Annotated in this window: 17 protein-coding genes; 10 read left to right on the plus strand and 7 right to left on the minus strand. The window is 70.1% G+C overall.

All coding sequences use genetic code 11. The features are described 5' to 3' along the window. The first annotated feature begins 478 nt into the window (after positions 1-478). Together BMW85_RS48160 and BMW85_RS07850 are read left to right on the plus strand one after the other, a co-directional pair. A complete protein-coding gene (locus tag BMW85_RS48160) occupies positions 479-1,234 on the plus strand; it encodes a helix-turn-helix domain-containing protein (RefSeq protein WP_281249556.1) in 756 nt (251 codons plus the stop codon). Further along, positions 1,224-1,436 carry a DUF397 domain-containing protein gene (locus BMW85_RS07850; protein WP_091078668.1) on the plus strand — a complete coding sequence of 71 codons (213 nt, stop codon included), beginning with the start codon at positions 1,224-1,226 and terminating at the stop codon, positions 1,434-1,436. Before BMW85_RS48160 ends, BMW85_RS07850 begins: the two co-directional genes overlap by 11 nt. A gap of 122 nt (positions 1,437-1,558) precedes the next feature. Here BMW85_RS07850 and BMW85_RS07855 read toward each other — a convergent pair whose 3' ends face one another. From BMW85_RS07855 to BMW85_RS07870, 4 genes are all read right to left on the minus strand, one after another. After that, positions 1,559-2,446: a DUF559 domain-containing protein gene (locus tag BMW85_RS07855; protein ID WP_143082127.1), complete on the minus strand. Its 888-nt coding sequence runs from the start codon at positions 2,444-2,446 to the stop codon at positions 1,559-1,561. 68 nt (positions 2,447-2,514) lie between these two features. Continuing rightward, a complete protein-coding gene (locus tag BMW85_RS07860; RefSeq protein ID WP_091078673.1) occupies positions 2,515-2,925 on the minus strand; it encodes a DUF2000 domain-containing protein in 411 nt (136 codons plus the stop codon). A gap of 59 nt (positions 2,926-2,984) precedes the next feature. Continuing rightward, the gene (locus BMW85_RS07865; protein WP_091078675.1) at positions 2,985-3,854 is read right to left on the minus strand and encodes an SRPBCC family protein; all 870 of its coding nucleotides are present in this window, start codon (positions 3,852-3,854) and stop codon (positions 2,985-2,987) included. Next, complete coding sequence (locus BMW85_RS07870) at positions 3,829-4,425, minus strand: winged helix-turn-helix domain-containing protein (protein WP_091078678.1); 597 nt, start codon at positions 4,423-4,425, stop codon at positions 3,829-3,831. The genes BMW85_RS07865 and BMW85_RS07870 overlap by 26 nt, the downstream gene beginning before the upstream one ends. Before the next feature lie 57 nt (positions 4,426-4,482). On the opposite strand from BMW85_RS07870, the gene BMW85_RS07875 reads away from it, so the two are divergent. Beyond that, complete coding sequence (locus BMW85_RS07875; protein ID WP_091078680.1) at positions 4,483-5,322, plus strand: AraC family transcriptional regulator; 840 nt, start codon at positions 4,483-4,485, stop codon at positions 5,320-5,322. On the opposite strand, the gene BMW85_RS07880 is transcribed toward BMW85_RS07875, so the two are convergent. Next, on the minus strand, positions 5,319-6,347 hold the full coding sequence (locus BMW85_RS07880) for a GDP-mannose 4,6-dehydratase (RefSeq protein ID WP_091078682.1): 1,029 nt from the start codon (positions 6,345-6,347) through the stop codon (positions 5,319-5,321). The two genes, BMW85_RS07875 and BMW85_RS07880, sit on opposite strands and share 4 nt — an antisense overlap. A gap of 240 nt (positions 6,348-6,587) precedes the next feature. Here BMW85_RS07880 and BMW85_RS07885 point away from each other — a divergent pair, with 240 nt between their 5' ends. From BMW85_RS07885 to BMW85_RS07900, 4 genes are all read left to right on the plus strand, one after another. Then, positions 6,588-7,832: a glycosyltransferase family 4 protein gene (locus BMW85_RS07885; RefSeq protein ID WP_091078685.1), complete on the plus strand. Its 1,245-nt coding sequence runs from the start codon at positions 6,588-6,590 to the stop codon at positions 7,830-7,832. Positions 7,833-7,870: 38 nt separating this feature from the next. Next, the gene (locus tag BMW85_RS07890; protein ID WP_177240535.1) at positions 7,871-8,581 is read left to right on the plus strand and encodes a class I SAM-dependent methyltransferase; all 711 of its coding nucleotides are present in this window, start codon (positions 7,871-7,873) and stop codon (positions 8,579-8,581) included. Further along, positions 8,578-9,645, plus strand: coding sequence for a prenyltransferase (locus BMW85_RS07895; protein WP_177240536.1), 1,068 nt, complete (start codon positions 8,578-8,580; stop codon positions 9,643-9,645). The genes BMW85_RS07890 and BMW85_RS07895 overlap by 4 nt, the downstream gene beginning before the upstream one ends. Before the next feature lie 111 nt (positions 9,646-9,756). Then, the gene (locus BMW85_RS07900; RefSeq protein WP_245774678.1) at positions 9,757-10,761 is read left to right on the plus strand and encodes a DUF1702 family protein; all 1,005 of its coding nucleotides are present in this window, start codon (positions 9,757-9,759) and stop codon (positions 10,759-10,761) included. A gap of 34 nt (positions 10,762-10,795) precedes the next feature. On the opposite strand, the gene BMW85_RS07905 is transcribed toward BMW85_RS07900, so the two are convergent. Further along, positions 10,796-11,431, minus strand: coding sequence for a class I SAM-dependent methyltransferase (locus tag BMW85_RS07905; RefSeq protein ID WP_091078692.1), 636 nt, complete (start codon positions 11,429-11,431; stop codon positions 10,796-10,798). Between the two features lie 79 nt (positions 11,432-11,510). Between BMW85_RS07905 and BMW85_RS07910 the strand changes: the two genes are divergently transcribed. From BMW85_RS07910 to BMW85_RS07920, 3 genes are read left to right on the plus strand one after another with little or no spacing between them, the layout of a single operon-like run. Beyond that, positions 11,511-11,963, plus strand: a complete 453-nt coding sequence (locus BMW85_RS07910) for a pyridoxamine 5'-phosphate oxidase family protein (RefSeq protein WP_091078693.1) — start codon at positions 11,511-11,513, stop codon at positions 11,961-11,963. Next, on the plus strand, positions 11,960-12,151 hold the full coding sequence (locus BMW85_RS07915; RefSeq protein WP_091078696.1) for a ferredoxin: 192 nt from the start codon (positions 11,960-11,962) through the stop codon (positions 12,149-12,151). Before BMW85_RS07910 ends, BMW85_RS07915 begins: the two co-directional genes overlap by 4 nt. A gap of 25 nt (positions 12,152-12,176) precedes the next feature. Beyond that, entirely contained in the window at positions 12,177-13,262 is a 1,086-nt protein-coding gene (locus BMW85_RS07920; protein WP_091078698.1) for a Zn-dependent alcohol dehydrogenase, read from the plus strand. A gap of 48 nt (positions 13,263-13,310) precedes the next feature. Here the strand turns inward: BMW85_RS07920 and BMW85_RS07925 are convergent, their stop codons facing one another. Continuing rightward, the gene (locus BMW85_RS07925; protein WP_091078701.1) at positions 13,311-14,318 is read right to left on the minus strand and encodes a sugar phosphate isomerase/epimerase family protein; all 1,008 of its coding nucleotides are present in this window, start codon (positions 14,316-14,318) and stop codon (positions 13,311-13,313) included.

Consider the following 14,318-nt stretch of genomic DNA (forward strand, 5'->3'; position numbering starts at 1 on the left):
GTCAGCTGCCAGTAACGCCGTCCCCCCCTTCTCCACCGTCCGCAGGGTCATCCGCACCCATGCGCCGGCACCGTGAACCACGGCGTTCGTGACCAGCTCCGAGGCGATGAGCTGCACATCCCCCAATGCCGGATCGGGCCCCATCCACGCCCGAAGCTCCGCCCTCGCCAGCGGAACGACCAGGCGGCGATCACCCATCTCGCTCGTCAGCCATACCTTGATGCCTGCGCATGAGGGGTCCGATAGAGACGCTTGCATTTGGGTCACCTCGAAACGTACATCTTCGGTGGTGCTTGTGCGGTCACACGTCTCAAGAATGGCCCTGGTCACACGCGATGTCGTTCGTAATTCCCCTCCAAAAGTTCCACAACATGTGGTTACCTCGTACGTAGGAATGTCGGGCCCGACGAAAGGGTGTGATATGGCGGGAGAAGGGAATGACACCGCCAAAGCAGCTTTGACGGAATATCGGGCACGAATGCTTAAGTATCGGACCGCAAGGGGGCATACTCACGCGAGTCTCGCGCCATTACTTCCCGCCAGCGAGAGCCTGGTAGGGGCCGTGGAGCGAGGCACACGAGTACCTACAGAGCCCTTCACCCGTCAGTTGGAAAGGGTGTACGGCCTCAACGGGGAGCTGCTTGAGCTACTCCCGATCATCAGGAACGTCAGCCCCAAGTGGTTCCGCAAGTGGCCGGCCATCGAGCAGACGGCCAAGGTCATTCGCGCCTATCAACTGGCGCTCATCCCGGGTCTCCTCCAAACCGCCGACTACGCTCGAGCAATCTTCCAAGGAGAGCCGGGCGCTATGCCGGGCGAGGTGGAGAAGGCCGTCAAGGCGCGACTCCAACGTCAGGCGATTCTCGACCGACAAAATCCTCCCGGGGTTTCCTTCATCCTGGACGAGAGCGTCTTGATCCGGCAGATCGGCGGTCGCGGGGTGATGAGGGCGCAGCTCACCTATCTGGTGGACATGATGACCCGGCCATGGGTTACGGTGCGGATCATCCCTCTGTCATCAGGAGCGACGGCGGGTTTGATCGCACCGTTCGTGATCGCACAGGACGGCGACACCCACGCGGCTTTCCTTGAGAGCGCCGAGAGCGGAGAGGTCACCCACGACGTGGGCATGGTCCAAAAGCTGTCTGAGCGGTGGGAGTTTCTGTCTGGCCTGGCGCAACCCACCTACGAGACCGAGAAGATCATCCGGAGAGTGATGGAGTATGACGCCTGAAGAAGAGCTCGCTTCTGCTGCTTGGCGCAAAGCCACGGCCAGCGGCGGAACCGGTGGAGACTGTGTAGAGGTCGCCCCTCTCGATGGCGGGCGCGTGGCCGTGAGGGACAGCAAGGATCGCAGCGGGCCTGCCCTGGTCTTCACTGCGTCGGAGTGGGCCGCTTTCAAGGACGGCATGTCCAGGGGCGAATTCGACTTTTGAGCGGTCACGAGAGGGCCTGCCTTCCGGGGTAGGCCCTCCCGCATGTCCTTGATCTCTACAGAAGGTGTGTGGGTCCATACGTACATGGGCCCGTTGCGGACTCGCGTTCCCCGTCCCTGTCGTTACCAGGATGTCCAGTCGTTGTCGGGGTCAGGGCGGCGGCGGCTGCCTCCCCGGGAGGTGCGGTAGTGGGGGCGGCGGCGGGCGGCGCGGATGTTGCGGAGGATGCGGGTCGTGGTCTCCGGGCCGGGGCGCCAGCCGCGTTCGATCAGGGCGTTCGCGACGTGGTGGAGGAGGTCGGCGATCTGGCCGGGGATGACGTCACGGCGTACGGCGATCACGCGCCAGCCGCGCCGGCGGAGCTCCTCGCGGCGATCGGTGTCGCGTTGGCGGTCGGCGGGTGAGGTGTGGTGTTCCTGGCCGTCGTACTCGACGGCGACCTTGTACGCCTCCCAGCCCAGGTCGAGGTAGGCGTGGTGGTCGTCGCCCAGGTCGACTCTGATCTGGGTGGAGGGCCTGGGGAGGCCGCCCTCGATGAGGATCACGCGGAGCCAGCTCTCCCGAGGGGAGGCGGCTCCCCGGTCGGCGAGGCTGAGGGTGTCGCGCAACTGCCAGGAGTTGAGCGGGCGGTGCCACAGCGCCTCCAGGTCGAGCCCCTTGCGGGCGAACCGGTCGAGGATCGCCACCGCCTCCATGCGGGGGAGGTAGCGGGCGCAGTCGAGGGCCGTACGTTCCATGGTGGTGAGGCGGACGCCCTTGTGCGTGGTGATGTCGGCTTCGGGCAGCGGCGCCAGGTAGGTCACGCAGCCGGGGATGGTGAGGTGGCCGGGGGCGATCAATTCGACTGGCCAGTCGTCGCCGGTGTGGGAGGGGAGGACGTCGAGGTCCCAGATGTGGGCGGCGGTTCGGCGGCAGGCGGTGGCTTGTGGGATGGATCGGGTGATTTGGCGGGTCCGGTCGATCAGCGGGTCTTCGGCGGGTCTGGGTGGGGCCTCGTGGGGGTGGGTCATGTGGTCAGGATGGTGATGGCGGCTTGCGGGCGGGCGGCCGAGCGGGGTTCTGGGGATAACCGGCGGGGTCAGGGGTGCAGGGTGAGGCCCTTCAGGGTTTTGTCGAGAGCGTTGCGGGGGCCGTGGACGGCCAGGCCGACCAGCAGCAACTCGTCGCTCGCCACGGCCCGCACCGTCGCCCGGTTGTCCGCGTCGTGGCCCGTCTTGAACATCTCCTCGATGTAGACGGCCACGTCCATCCCCCGCCCGATCGCCTTCTCACGAATCCCGCGCAGTTGCGCCGGCCCGCCCTCGTACACGAGCACCGGCTGGCGGAACATCGGCAGGTACGCGACGCCCGACCCGTCCCCGTACGGCTCCCCCATGGTCTCCGGCACCCCGCCCGCCACCGCGCTCGCGAGGAAGGCGGTCACGTTGAGGCGCTGCCAGACGGCCAGGTCGTCGCGTACCACGATGGCGATCTTCGTATCGAAACGCATGGCCCATGAGCATCCCCGTCCACGGGCCACCCGTCTTGTACGCTCGTGCGCCCGAGCCCCTACGCCGACTCCAGGATCGGACGCCAGTCCGGCACCTCGTGGTAGCGGCGCAGCTCCGCCAGCCCCGCCACGATGCCGCCCCACGCCGCGTACGGCGGCCGCTCGGCGTCGAAGCCGCTCTGCATCAGCGTCAGCCGCGTACGCCCGCCGCTGCCCTCCAGCTCCCACGTCCCGACGCCGCCGTCGCCCCAGTCGAGCGAGAACGTGCGCCCGGGCACCAGCTCCAGCACCTTGGCCGGGCTCGGGTCGTTGTCCAGGCCGCCCATGGCGAAGCGCCCGCCCACGTACGGCTCGATCTCGATCGGGTACCCGAACCACTTCGTCACGGCGTCGCTGTCGATCAGCGAGGCGAACACGTCCGCCGCCGGGGCGTCCACGACGGTCTCGGCGCGCAGCTCGGACGAGGTGAAGTCGACCCGCGGCGTCAGCTCGCGCCCCTCCAGGTGCTCGGCCAGGTTGGCGATGGCCAGGCACCAGTACGTCTGCAGCACGCCCCGGATGCTCTTGCCCGTGATGACGTCCTGGAAGTCGAAGTGGCTCTGGGACACCGTGAGGAACGTGGCGACCGGGCCGTCGGGCTCAAGCGCGAACTCGGTGGTGGTCTCCTCACCGTCGAGGACCCACGCGAAGCGCACGGTACGGTCGTCGGCGTGCAGTAAACGCTGGTGCGGCGCGTCGCCCTCGGGGGTGCTGGGACCCCAGAAGGCGTAGCGTCCGGCGGGCAGGTCCACCTCGGCCTGCTCGGCCAGCCAGACGCGCAGCTCGGCGGGGTCGGTCAGCGCCTCGCGGACCCGCGCGATCGGGGCCGGGACGCGGGCGCGCAGCATCATGGGGGCGGCGGGCTCAGGCGTCTGCGGTTCGTCGGTCATCGTCAGCGTCTCCTCGACGGTCGTCGGTCTTCGGGTAGCAGGCCACGGCGAGTTTGAAGGCGTCGCCCTCGGCGCCGCCGTAGCGGGTGAACAGGTCCTGGAGCATCGTCTGCAGCTCGGTGAGGAACTGCTGGCGCTGCTCGGTCCGTAGGTGGATCTCGCCGGACAGGCCGACGGAGGGCAGCTCGGGCGCGGTGCGGTCGAGCGCCGCGATGTCCTCCTGCACCTCCTCCATGAGATCCAGGAGGTAGCCGAGGCTGAGCTCGTCGCTGGCCCGGCGCAGGCCGCCGATGCGGCCGACCAGACGTGGCGACAGCCAGTACGACCGCGCGCCGGCCTGGTAGATCCCCTCGGAGATCCCCCGGACCTTGCGCTCGGCGACCTGGTCCACGAGGCCCGCCTCGACGAGGCGTTTCACGTGGTAGTAGACGCGCTGCGGCGTCTGGCCCAGGACTGCGGCGACCTCCGAGCAGGTGCGAGGCTCGGCGAGTTGCCGCAGCACCTCGACGCGTTGCGGCTTGAGCAGCGCCTCGGCCTGCTCGATGGCTTCCAGGTACAGGATGTCTCTCATCGCAAAAAACATCCTTTACGTAAAAATGCTCTTTGTCAATGGGGGGCGCGAGGAAGAATGGGAGGCGTGGGAGGGGACTGGGCGCGGTACTGGCGGGCCGGGCGACGGCCGCTGGAGGCCATGCACGCCCACTTCGAACGGCACGTCTACCACCGCCACAGCCACGACACCTACTCCTTCGGCGTGACGGAGACCGGTGCCCAGGCGTTCACCTGCCGCGGGGCGGCGCACACGAGCGCGGCCGGCATGGTGATGGCGTTCAACCCGGACGACCCGCACGACGGCCACGCCGCCGACGCGCTCGGCTTCACCTACCGGATCGTGCACATCGGGCCTGAACTGGTGACGGAGGCGCTGGCGGACGCGACGGGCAGCCGGTCGCCGCTCCCCCTGTTCGCCGCCCCGCTGGTGGCGGACGCGGCGGCGGCGGGCGCGCTACGCGCCTTCCACCGGGCGCTCCTGGACCCGGCCGCGACGGCTCTGCGCAGGGACGAACTGCTCGCCGGCACGGTCGCCCACCTGGTCAGGGCGGCGGCGACACAGGCACCGCCGGACCCGCCGATGGCCCGCGGGACGTCAGCGGCAACCGCGGCGCGGGCGCGCCGGTTCCTGGAGGACCACCTGCTCGACGACCCGACCGCCGAGGAGCTGGCGCGGGCGACGGGCGGCAGCAGGTTCGCGGTGTACCGGGCCTTCGTGGCGCGCTACGGCCTGCCGCCCAGCGACTACCAGCGCCTGCTCCGGCTGCGCCGCGCCCGCACTCTGATCGCGGACGGCGTCCCCATCGGCGAGGCGGCGGCGGCCACGGGCTTCGCCGACCAGAGCCACCTGACCCGCTGGTTCGTCCGCTGTTTCGGGCTCACCCCCGGCGCCTACCGGGAGGCCGCATGCTCCTAGGGCCAGGAGCCTTCCTGGTCGGGGTCGCCGCCGTCGGTGAGCAGCTTCATGTCGGCCTCGACCATCATGGCCACCAGCTCGTCGAACGACACCGTCGGCTCCCAGCCGAGCTGGTTGCGCGCCTTCTTCGGGTCGGCGCACAGCAGGTCCACCTCGGCCGGCCGGTGCAGCGTCTGGTCGGTGACGACGTACCGCTCCCAGTCGAGCCCGGCGGCGGTGAAGGCGGCCTCGGCCAGCTCGCGCACCGACTTCATCCGCCCGGTGCCGATGACGTAGTCCTCGGGTCTGTCGGCCTGCAGCATGAGGTGCATGGCCCTGACGTAGTCGCCGGCGTACCCCCAGTCGCGCCTGGCCTCCAGGTTGCCGAGCCGCAGCTCGGAGGCGAGCCCGAGCTTGATCCTGGCCACGCCGAGCGAGACCTTCCTGGTGACGAACTCGGCACCGCGCCGCGGCGACTCGTGGTTGAACAGGATGCCGGAGACGGCGAACATGCCGTACGACTCGCGGTAGTTCTGCGTGAGGAAGTGCCCGTACGCCTTGGCCACGCCGTACGGCGACCGCGGGTGGAAGGAGGTGCGCTCGTTCTGCGGGGTCTCGCTGACCTGGCCGAACATCTCGGAGGACGACGCCTGGTAGAAGCGGATCTGCCCGGAGCCCGCCGAGCCGCCGCCGCGCGAGACGCCCGAGCACACCCGGATCGCCTCCAGCACGCGCAGCACGCCCATCCCGGTGACCTCGGCCGTGAGCTCGGCCTGCTCCCAGGACATCGGCACGAACGAGATGGCCCCCAGGTTGTAGACCTCGTCGGGCTGGACCCGCTCGACGGCGGAGATGAGCGATCCCTGGTCGAGGAGGTCGCCGCGGACGACCTGGACGTCCGACAGCAGTCTGCGCACGCGGGAGACGCGCGGGTTGGCCTGCCCGCGGGCGAGGCCCCAGACCTCGTACCCCTGCTCCAGCAGGTGCTCCGCCAGATAGGAACCGTCCTGGCCGGTGATGCCGGTGATCAGAGCGCGCCTGGCCAAGGGTCCTCCAACTTCGCGTCACGCAATCCCACTGGGACGGAATGTACAGCTATGCACCGGGAAAGAGCAGCAGCCCGACCTAGAACCTGTTCCACAGAACCACGTTCGGTTACCGCAACGTCGCATGTCGCACGGCCTGCGGGGACGAATGTGAGCAATTCTCGGTGACCTACCGAATGGTAGCCTTCTCGGGCTAAGGTCACATTCAATGATCTCAGGCGCCTACCGGCGGAGAAAGGGGTGTCCGTGCGGGAGCGAACGCTGCGGATCGCGCTGCTGTCCTACCGCAGCAAGCCCACCTGTGGAGGTCAGGGTGTCTACCTCCGCCACCTGAGCCGCGAGCTGGTCGCGCTCGGACACCACGTCGAGGTGTTCTCCGGCCCGCCCTACCCCGAGCTGGACGAGGGCGTCATCCTGCGCGAGGTGCCCAGCCTCGACCTCTACCGCGACGAGGACCCGTTCCGCACCCCCAAGCTGCACGAGTACCGCGACTGGATCGACCTGCTGGAAGTCGGCACGATGTGGACCGCCGGGTTCCCCGAGCCGCTGACGTTCACGCTGCGCGCCCTGCGCGAGCTGAAGAAGCGGGTCGGCGACTTCGACGTGGTCCAGGACAACCAGACCCTCGGCTACGGCCTGCTCGGCATCCAGAAGCTCTTCCCGGTGGTCGGCACCATCCACCACCCCATCAGCGTGGACCGCCGCATCGAGCTGGAGGCCGCCCAGGGTGTGAAGAAGCTCACGATGCGCCGCTGGTACGGCTTCGTGAAGATGCAGTCGCGCGTCGCGCCCCGCCTCAGCCCGATCCTGACCGTCAGTGAGTCCTCGCTCGCCGACATCCACCGCGACTTCAACGTCCCCCAGGCCAACCTGCGGCTGATCCCGCTCGGCGTGGACACCCGCTACTTCCACCCGCGCCCGGACAAGCCGAAGCGCAAGGGCTCGATCGTGGCCGTGGCGAGCGCCGACTCCCCCATGAAGGGCGTGGCCACACTGCTGCGGGCGGTCGCCAAGCTCTCCACCGAGCGCGACGTCAACCTCACCGTGGTCAGCAAGCCCACGCCCGGCGGCCCCACCGAGCAGCTCGTCCAGGAGCTGTCGCTGCAGGAGCGGGTCCGCTTCGTGCACGGCATCTCCGACGACGAGCTGGGCGAGCTGATCGCCACCTCGGAGATCTCGGTCGTGCCGTCGCTGTACGAGGGCTTCTCGCTGCCCGCCGTCGAGCACATGGCCTGCGGCACGCCGCTGATCGCCAGCCGCACCGGGGCGCTGCCCGAGGTCGTCGGCGACGCGGCCGTACAGGTGCCGCCCGGCGACCCCGAGGAGCTGGCCGCCGCGCTGCGCCGCCTGCACGACTCCCCCGAGGAGCGCGAGCGCGTGGGCAGGGCGGGCTACGACCGCGTCATGGAGCGCTACACCTGGCACGTCGTGGCCAAGCGCACGGTCGAGGCGTACCACGAGGCCATCGCCGCACACCGCCCCTGACCCCCACCCCCGACACTGATCGCGAGGAGAGACCACCAGTGCTGACCGTGGACTTCGCCCGGCTGCCCGTCGGCCCCGGCGTGCGCGTGCTCGACCTGGGCTGCGGCGGCGGCCGGCACGCCTTCGAGGTGCTACGTCGCGGGGCGGACGTGATCGCCTTCGACATGGACCAGGCGGAGCTGGACAACGTGGCGAACATGTTCGCGGCGATGGACAAGGCGGGCGAGGTGCCGCCGGACGCGAGCGGCCGTACCGTCCAGGGCACGGCGCTGGACATGCCGTTCGAGGACGGCAGCTTCGACCGGGTCATCGCGGCCGAGGTGCTGGAGCACATCCCCGACGACATGGCGGCCATGGCCGAGATCTTCCGCGTGCTCAGGCCGGGCGGCACCGCCGCGATCACCGTGCCGAGCTTCCTGCCCGAGCGCATCTGCTGGGCGCTGGACGAGGCATACCACACGGCGCCGGGCGGCCACGTACGCATCTACACGCTCGCCGAGCTGTCGGCCAAGCTCAAGTCCACCGGCTTCGAGATCGGCCCGCACCACCACGCGCACGGGCTGCACTCCCCCTACTGGTGGATCAAGTGCGCGGTCGGCGTCGACAACGACGACCACCCGCTCGCGAAGGCGTACCACGAGCTGCTGGTCTGGGACATCATGAAGCGCCCTGCCGTCACCCAGATCGCCGAGGCCGTGCTCAACCCGATCATCGGCAAGAGCGTGGTCCTCTACGTAAAGAAGCCATGATCTCCCGAGCGGAGGTCGTGCGGACGGCCGAGAGCATCGCCGCGCTGCAGCAGGAGGACGGCGGCGTCCCGTGGCCCGAGGGGCACGTGGACGCCTGGAACCACGTCGAGTGCCTGATGGCGATGACGGTCGCGGGCCTCGCCGAGCCGGTACGCCGCGGCTACGCCTACCTGGCCCGCCACCAGCGCGCCGACGGCTCCTGGCCGATGAAGATGATGGACGGCGCCGGCGTGGAGCTGGGCGGCGAGACCAACCACGCCGCCTACGTCGCGGCCGGCGTCTGGCACCACCACCTCGTCACGGGCGACCGCGCCTTCACCGAGGAGTCCTGGCCCATGGTCAAGGCCGCGCTCGACTACGTGGCGGGGCTGCAGACCGAGCGCGGCGAGATCGTCTGGGAGCGTGACGCGCGGGGCAGGCCCTCGTCGTACGCGCTGCTCACCGGCTGCTCCTCCATCCACCAGGGGCTGCGCTGCGGGGTGCTGCTCGGCGACCTCCTGGGCGATCCGCAACCGCACTGGGAGCTGGCCGCCGACCGGCTGGCGCACGTGCTGGGCGCGCATCCCGAGGCGTTCGCCGACAAGAGCCGGTTCTCGATGGACTGGTACTACCCGGTGCTGGGCGGCGCGGTGCGCGGGCAGGAGGCGTTCGAGCTGCTGGAGCGGGAGTGGGCGACGTTCGTGGTGCCGGGGCTCGGCATCCGGTGCGTCTCCGACCAGCCGTGGGTGACCGGGGCCGAGACGTGCGAGCTGGTGCTGGCGCTGGACGCGCTCGGTGACCGCGAGCGGGCCGCGCGGCTCTTCTCCGACATGCAGCACCTGCGGCACGAGGACGGCTCGTACTGGACGGGCTGGCAGTTCGTGAACCGCAAGCACTTCCCGCACGAGCGCTCCGGTTACACGGCGGCGGCGGTGGTCCTCGCGGCCGACGCGCTCATGGAGCTCTCCCCCGGCTCCGGGCTGTTCCGCGACGTGGAGCGTACGGCGACGTTCGATCCCGACGTGTGCGGCTGCGCGGCCGGCATCCGCGTGCCCCCGCAGGCGGCCGAGCGGGAGACCCCCTAGGCAAGCGCTTTTGCCGCTTCTTTGCCCCGGACGCCCGGTGCGCCGCCGGTGAGGGCCGCATTGGGGTTACTAGCTTCGTGAGTGGCCGTACGAGGCGTCTTCGGGGGAAGCGTGGGCGACACGGGCACAACTTCGTTCTTGGACCAGGCCGGGATCGAGCCGACACTGACGCCGGCGAAGAGACTGCGGAGGTTCCTGACCAAGGATCCACTGGAGTCCGATCTGAGCCGGCGGAGATTCCGGCTTAGACCCGGACCGGCTCGGACGGTCTTCTCGGAAGCCGAGAAGTCATACATTTTCGGCTTCAATGCGGTGATGTCGAAAGAAGTGGAGAAGGTCGAGGAGGTTCCCGCGGACCGGCGGCCCTTCGGCTACGAGGGGGCGGCTGCCGCCTGCACCGTACTCGACCTGCTCACGCTCTCCCGGGGCCGGCGCCTTCATGAGCTGCTCGCCGGCCCCGCCCGGCACCACCGCCACGCCGCCTACCTGGGGGCCGGGCGCGGCTACGCGCTGCTGCGGCTGCGGCCGGTACGCGGCGCGCGCCAGGCCCATCCGCTGCTGCGCTGGCTGGCGGTGGACGGCTTCGGCTTCCAGCGCTCCCTCGCCAGGACCGACCGGCTGGTGGGCGAGCGGGTCATGCCCGACCTGCTGACCCGGGCCCACTGCGCGGCCTTCGACCAGGGGCTGGGGCGGCTGCTGTGGTACCACGACTGTGCCGCGCCCGACGACGTGGCGGCCAGGATCGCGGGCTTCCCCGCCGTACGGCGGGCGGACCTGTGGAGCGGGGCGGGGTTCGCGGCGGCGTACACGGGCGGGGCCGAGCCCGAGGAGCTGCGCTGGCTGGCCGAGCACGCCTCGGCCGACGGCTTCCGCGCCCATCTGGCACAGGGGTGCGCCCTCGCGGTGGCCGCCCGGCTGTGCTCGGGCACGCTGCCCGACCACACGGGGCAGGCGGCGGCCGTCCTCGCGGGCGCCGACGCCGAGGAGGCGGCGTCCTGGACCGACCAGGCGCTCATCGAGCTCGGCCACGAGGCCCGCACCCACGACGACTTCCGCGGCTGGCAGGCGCGGATCCGCCACTCGTGGACCCGCACCCGGCGCCGCCAGAGCGCCTGAGCGGACCCGGACGGGCCCGCGCCGTGCGGTGAGGTCAGATGCCGGGCCCGACGCGCTCCAGCACGCGCAGCGAGCCCTCCACGGACACCTCCCGGAACGCTCCGGACTCCAGCGCCCGTAGGTAGACCCGGTAGGGCGCCTGACCACCGTCGGCAGGGTCGGGATAGATGTCGTGGAAGACCAGCGCCCCGCCCGGCAGGACGTGCGGCGCCCAGCCCTCGTAGTCGCGGGTGACCGGCTCCTCGGAGTGGCCGCCGTCGATGAACAGCATGCCGAGCGGGGTGTTCCACAGGGCGGCCACGCGCTCGGAGCGGCCGACGACCGCGATCACCTCCTCCTCCAGGCCGGCGGCGGCGATCGTGGCGCGGAAGGTCGGCAGGGAGTCCATCTTGCCGAAGCGCGGGTCCACGAGGGTGGGGTCGTGGTGGGCCCAGCCGGGCTGGATCTCCTCCGAGCCTCGGTGGTGGTCGACCGTGACGACGACGGAGCCGCTCTCGCGGGCGGCGGCGCCGAGGTAGACGGCGGACTTGCCGCAGTAGGTGCCGATCTCGCAGATCGGGCCGAGCGCGGCGTACTGACGGGCCGCTTCGTACAGGGCCAGCCCTTCGGCGAGCGGCATGAACCCCTTGGCGTGCTTGGCTGCGTGGAGCAGCTCAGGCGGCATCGACATGGAAGGCCACCCTAGCCGAACCGAACAACATTCCAGGAGCCTCTTGCAGCCCACTTCTGGAACCTGTTCTACTGGCCACGTGAATCAGCGCGCTCGCATCGCGATGTCGGACGAGGAAGTGGCCGCCCTCCTGGAGGGCTCGCGCAAGCTGCAGCTCGCGACGATCAACCCCGACGGCACGCCCCACCTGGTGACCATGTTCTACGGCCTCGACGACGGCCGCATCGCCTTCTGGACCTACGGCAAGGCCCAGAAGGCCCGCAACCTGGCCCGCGACCCCCGCGTGAGCTGTCTCATCGAGGCCGGCGACGACTACGCCGAGCTCCGCGGCGTCCTGCTGTACGGCAAGGCCGAGCGGATCGACGACCCCGACCGCATCATGGACATCGGCATGCTCGTCGCCCGCCGCATGACCCCCGGGGTCGCCGACGAGCTGCTGCGCCCGTACGTCGAGCAGACCGGCCGCAAGCGGATCGCGTACGTCGTCGAACGCACCAAGGTGGTCTCATGGGACCACAGGAGGCTTTCATGAAGGTGAAGGTGGACGAGCTGGTCTGCGAGGCCAACGCCGTGTGCATGGGTCTCGCGCCGGAGGTCTTCGACGTCGACGACGACGACCAGCTCCACATCCTGATTCCCGAGCCACCCCCCGAGCTGCACGACCGCGTCCGCCACGCGGTCCGCTCCTGCCCCAAAGCCGCCCTCTCCATCGAGGAATAGGTCCACCGCCGAGGAGGAACGCCCCATGCGTGCCGCAATCCTGACCGCCGTAGGCAACGACAAGCTGGAGATCCGCGACGACGTGACGCTGGCGCCCATGGGCCCGTCGGACGTGCGCGTGCGGATCAAGGCCACCGGCGTCTGCCATTCGGACCTGTCCGCCATGTCCGGGGTGCTGCCGCAGCCCGTGCCGCTCATCCCCGGCCACGAGGGGGCGGGCGAGGTGGTCGAAGTGGGCGAGCACGTCGACAACCTCCAGCCCGGCGACCACGTCGTCATCAACTGGTCGCCCGCCTGCCACGCCTGCGACCTGTGCCTGGGCGGCCAGCCCTACCTGTGCACCAAGTTCATGATCGAGTCGTTCAGCAACGGCCGGTTCCGGCTGGGCGGCGACACGACGGCGTTCGGGATGGCGGGCTGCGGCACCTGGGCCGAGGAGATCATCGTGCCCTGGCAGGGCGCCATCAAGATCGACCCGGAGGTGTCGTGGGAGGCGGCGGCCCTCATCGGCTGCGGCATCACGACCGGCGTGGGCGCCGCGATCAACACCGCCAAGGTGCGCCCCGGCTCCACCGTCGCGGTGATCGGCTGCGGCGGCGTCGGCCTGTCGGTCATCCAGGGCGCCCGCGTCTCCGGGGCCAGGACGATCCTCGCCGTGGACCCGCTGGCGTCCAAGCACGAGCTGGCCAAGAAGGTCGGCGCCACCCACGCCGTGACGCCCGACCAGGTGCCCGACGCGATCAACGAGCTGACCGGCGGCGTCGGCTTCGACTACGGCTTCGAGGTCGTCGGCAAGGCCGCCACCGTACAGACCGCCTGGCAGATCACCCGGCGCGGCGGCGACGTCATCGTGGTCGGCGCGGGCGCGATGGACGACATGTGGTCGGTCTCGGCCTTCAGCCTGCTCTTCGAGGGCAAGCACCTGCACTCCAGCCTGTACGGCGAGTCCGACGTGCGGCACGACTTCCCGTACTTCGCCAAGCTCTACCAGGCCGGCAAGCTGGACCTCGACTCGATGATCAGCGCCAGGATCCGGCTCACCGACCTCAACGACGCCGTCGCGGCGCTGCGCGGCGGCGAGGTGCTGCGCCAGATCGTCCTGGTCGACTGACGGACCGACGTACGGTCCCGCCGGAGCGCGCCGGCGGGACCGAACGCGTCAATCGGTCGAGAAGGCCGCGTCGAAGGCGGTGGCCGGCGGCGTGATCGAGTTGAGCGTACGGATGTAGCCCACCGCCTCCCGCGCACCGTCCAGCCGGTCCATGCCGGCGTCCTCCCACTCGACGGAGATCGGCCCGTCGTAGCCGATCGCGTTGAGCGCCCGGAAACAGTCCTCCCAGGGCACGTCACCGCGCCCGGTCGAGACGAAGTCCCAGCCGCGCCGCATGTCGGCCCAGGCCAGGTGCGACGACAGCCGGCCGCGACGACCGTCGCCGACGCGCATCCGGGTGTCCTTGCAGTCGACGTGGTAGATGCGGTCCTTGAAGTCGAGGATGAAGTTCACCGGGTCGATGTCCTGCCACACCATGTGCGACGGGTCCCAGTTGAGCCCGAACGCCGGCCGGTTGCCGACCGCCTCCAGCGCCCGCACCGTCGTGTAGTAGTCGTAGGCGATCTCGCTCGGGTGCACCTCGTGGGCGAAGCGCACCCCGACCTCGTCGAAGACGTCGAGGATGGGGTTCCAGCGGTCGGCGAAGTCCTGGTAGCCGGCGTCGATCACCGAGGCCGGCACCGGCGGGAACATCGCGACCGTGTGCCAGATGGACGAGCCGGTGAAACCCACCACCGTGTCCACGCCGAGCAGCGCGGCGGCCCGCGCCGTGTCCTTCATCTCCTCGGCCGCCGCCTGGCGCACCGACTCGGGGTCGCCCTCGCCCCAGATGCGGGCCGGCAGGATGCCCTTGTGCCGCTCGTCGATCGGGTTGTCGCAGACGGCCTGGCCCACCAGGTGGTTGGAGATCGTCCACACCTTCAGGCCGTGCTTGTCGAGCTGGGCGCGCTTCTGCTCGACGTACGACGGGTCGGCGATCGCCTTGTCCACCTCGAAGTGGTCGCCCGAGCAGGCGATCTCCAGCCCGTCGTAGCCCCACTCGGCCGCGAGCCGGCACACCTCCTCGAACGGCAGGTCCGCCCACTGCCCGGTGAACAGCGTGACTGGTCGGGTCAT

The sequence above is a fragment of the Nonomuraea wenchangensis genome (assembly GCF_900111685.1).
GTDB classification, from domain to species: Bacteria; Actinomycetota; Actinomycetes; order Streptosporangiales; family Streptosporangiaceae; genus Nonomuraea; species Nonomuraea wenchangensis.

Coding starts and splice junctions, on each gene's coding strand:
- BMW85_RS48160 (WP_281249556.1), top strand. CDS start 479: ATGCTTAAGTATCGGACCGCAAGGGGGCATACTCACGCGAGTCTCGCG.
- BMW85_RS07850 (WP_091078668.1), top strand. CDS start 1,224: ATGACGCCTGAAGAAGAGCTCGCTTCTGCTGCTTGGCGCAAAGCCACG.
- BMW85_RS07855 (WP_143082127.1), bottom strand. CDS start 2,446: ATGACCCACCCCCACGAGGCCCCACCCAGACCCGCCGAAGACCCGCTG.
- BMW85_RS07860 (WP_091078673.1), bottom strand. CDS start 2,925: ATGCGTTTCGATACGAAGATCGCCATCGTGGTACGCGACGACCTGGCC.
- BMW85_RS07865 (WP_091078675.1), bottom strand. CDS start 3,854: ATGACCGACGAACCGCAGACGCCTGAGCCCGCCGCCCCCATGATGCTG.
- BMW85_RS07870 (WP_091078678.1), bottom strand. CDS start 4,425: ATGAGAGACATCCTGTACCTGGAAGCCATCGAGCAGGCCGAGGCGCTG.
- BMW85_RS07875 (WP_091078680.1), top strand. CDS start 4,483: ATGGGAGGCGTGGGAGGGGACTGGGCGCGGTACTGGCGGGCCGGGCGA.
- BMW85_RS07895 (WP_177240536.1), top strand. CDS start 8,578: ATGATCTCCCGAGCGGAGGTCGTGCGGACGGCCGAGAGCATCGCCGCG.
- BMW85_RS07905 (WP_091078692.1), bottom strand. CDS start 11,431: ATGTCGATGCCGCCTGAGCTGCTCCACGCAGCCAAGCACGCCAAGGGG.
- BMW85_RS07915 (WP_091078696.1), top strand. CDS start 11,960: ATGAAGGTGAAGGTGGACGAGCTGGTCTGCGAGGCCAACGCCGTGTGC.
- BMW85_RS07920 (WP_091078698.1), top strand. CDS start 12,177: ATGCGTGCCGCAATCCTGACCGCCGTAGGCAACGACAAGCTGGAGATC.
- BMW85_RS07925 (WP_091078701.1), bottom strand. CDS start 14,318: ATGACCCGACCAGTCACGCTGTTCACCGGGCAGTGGGCGGACCTGCCG.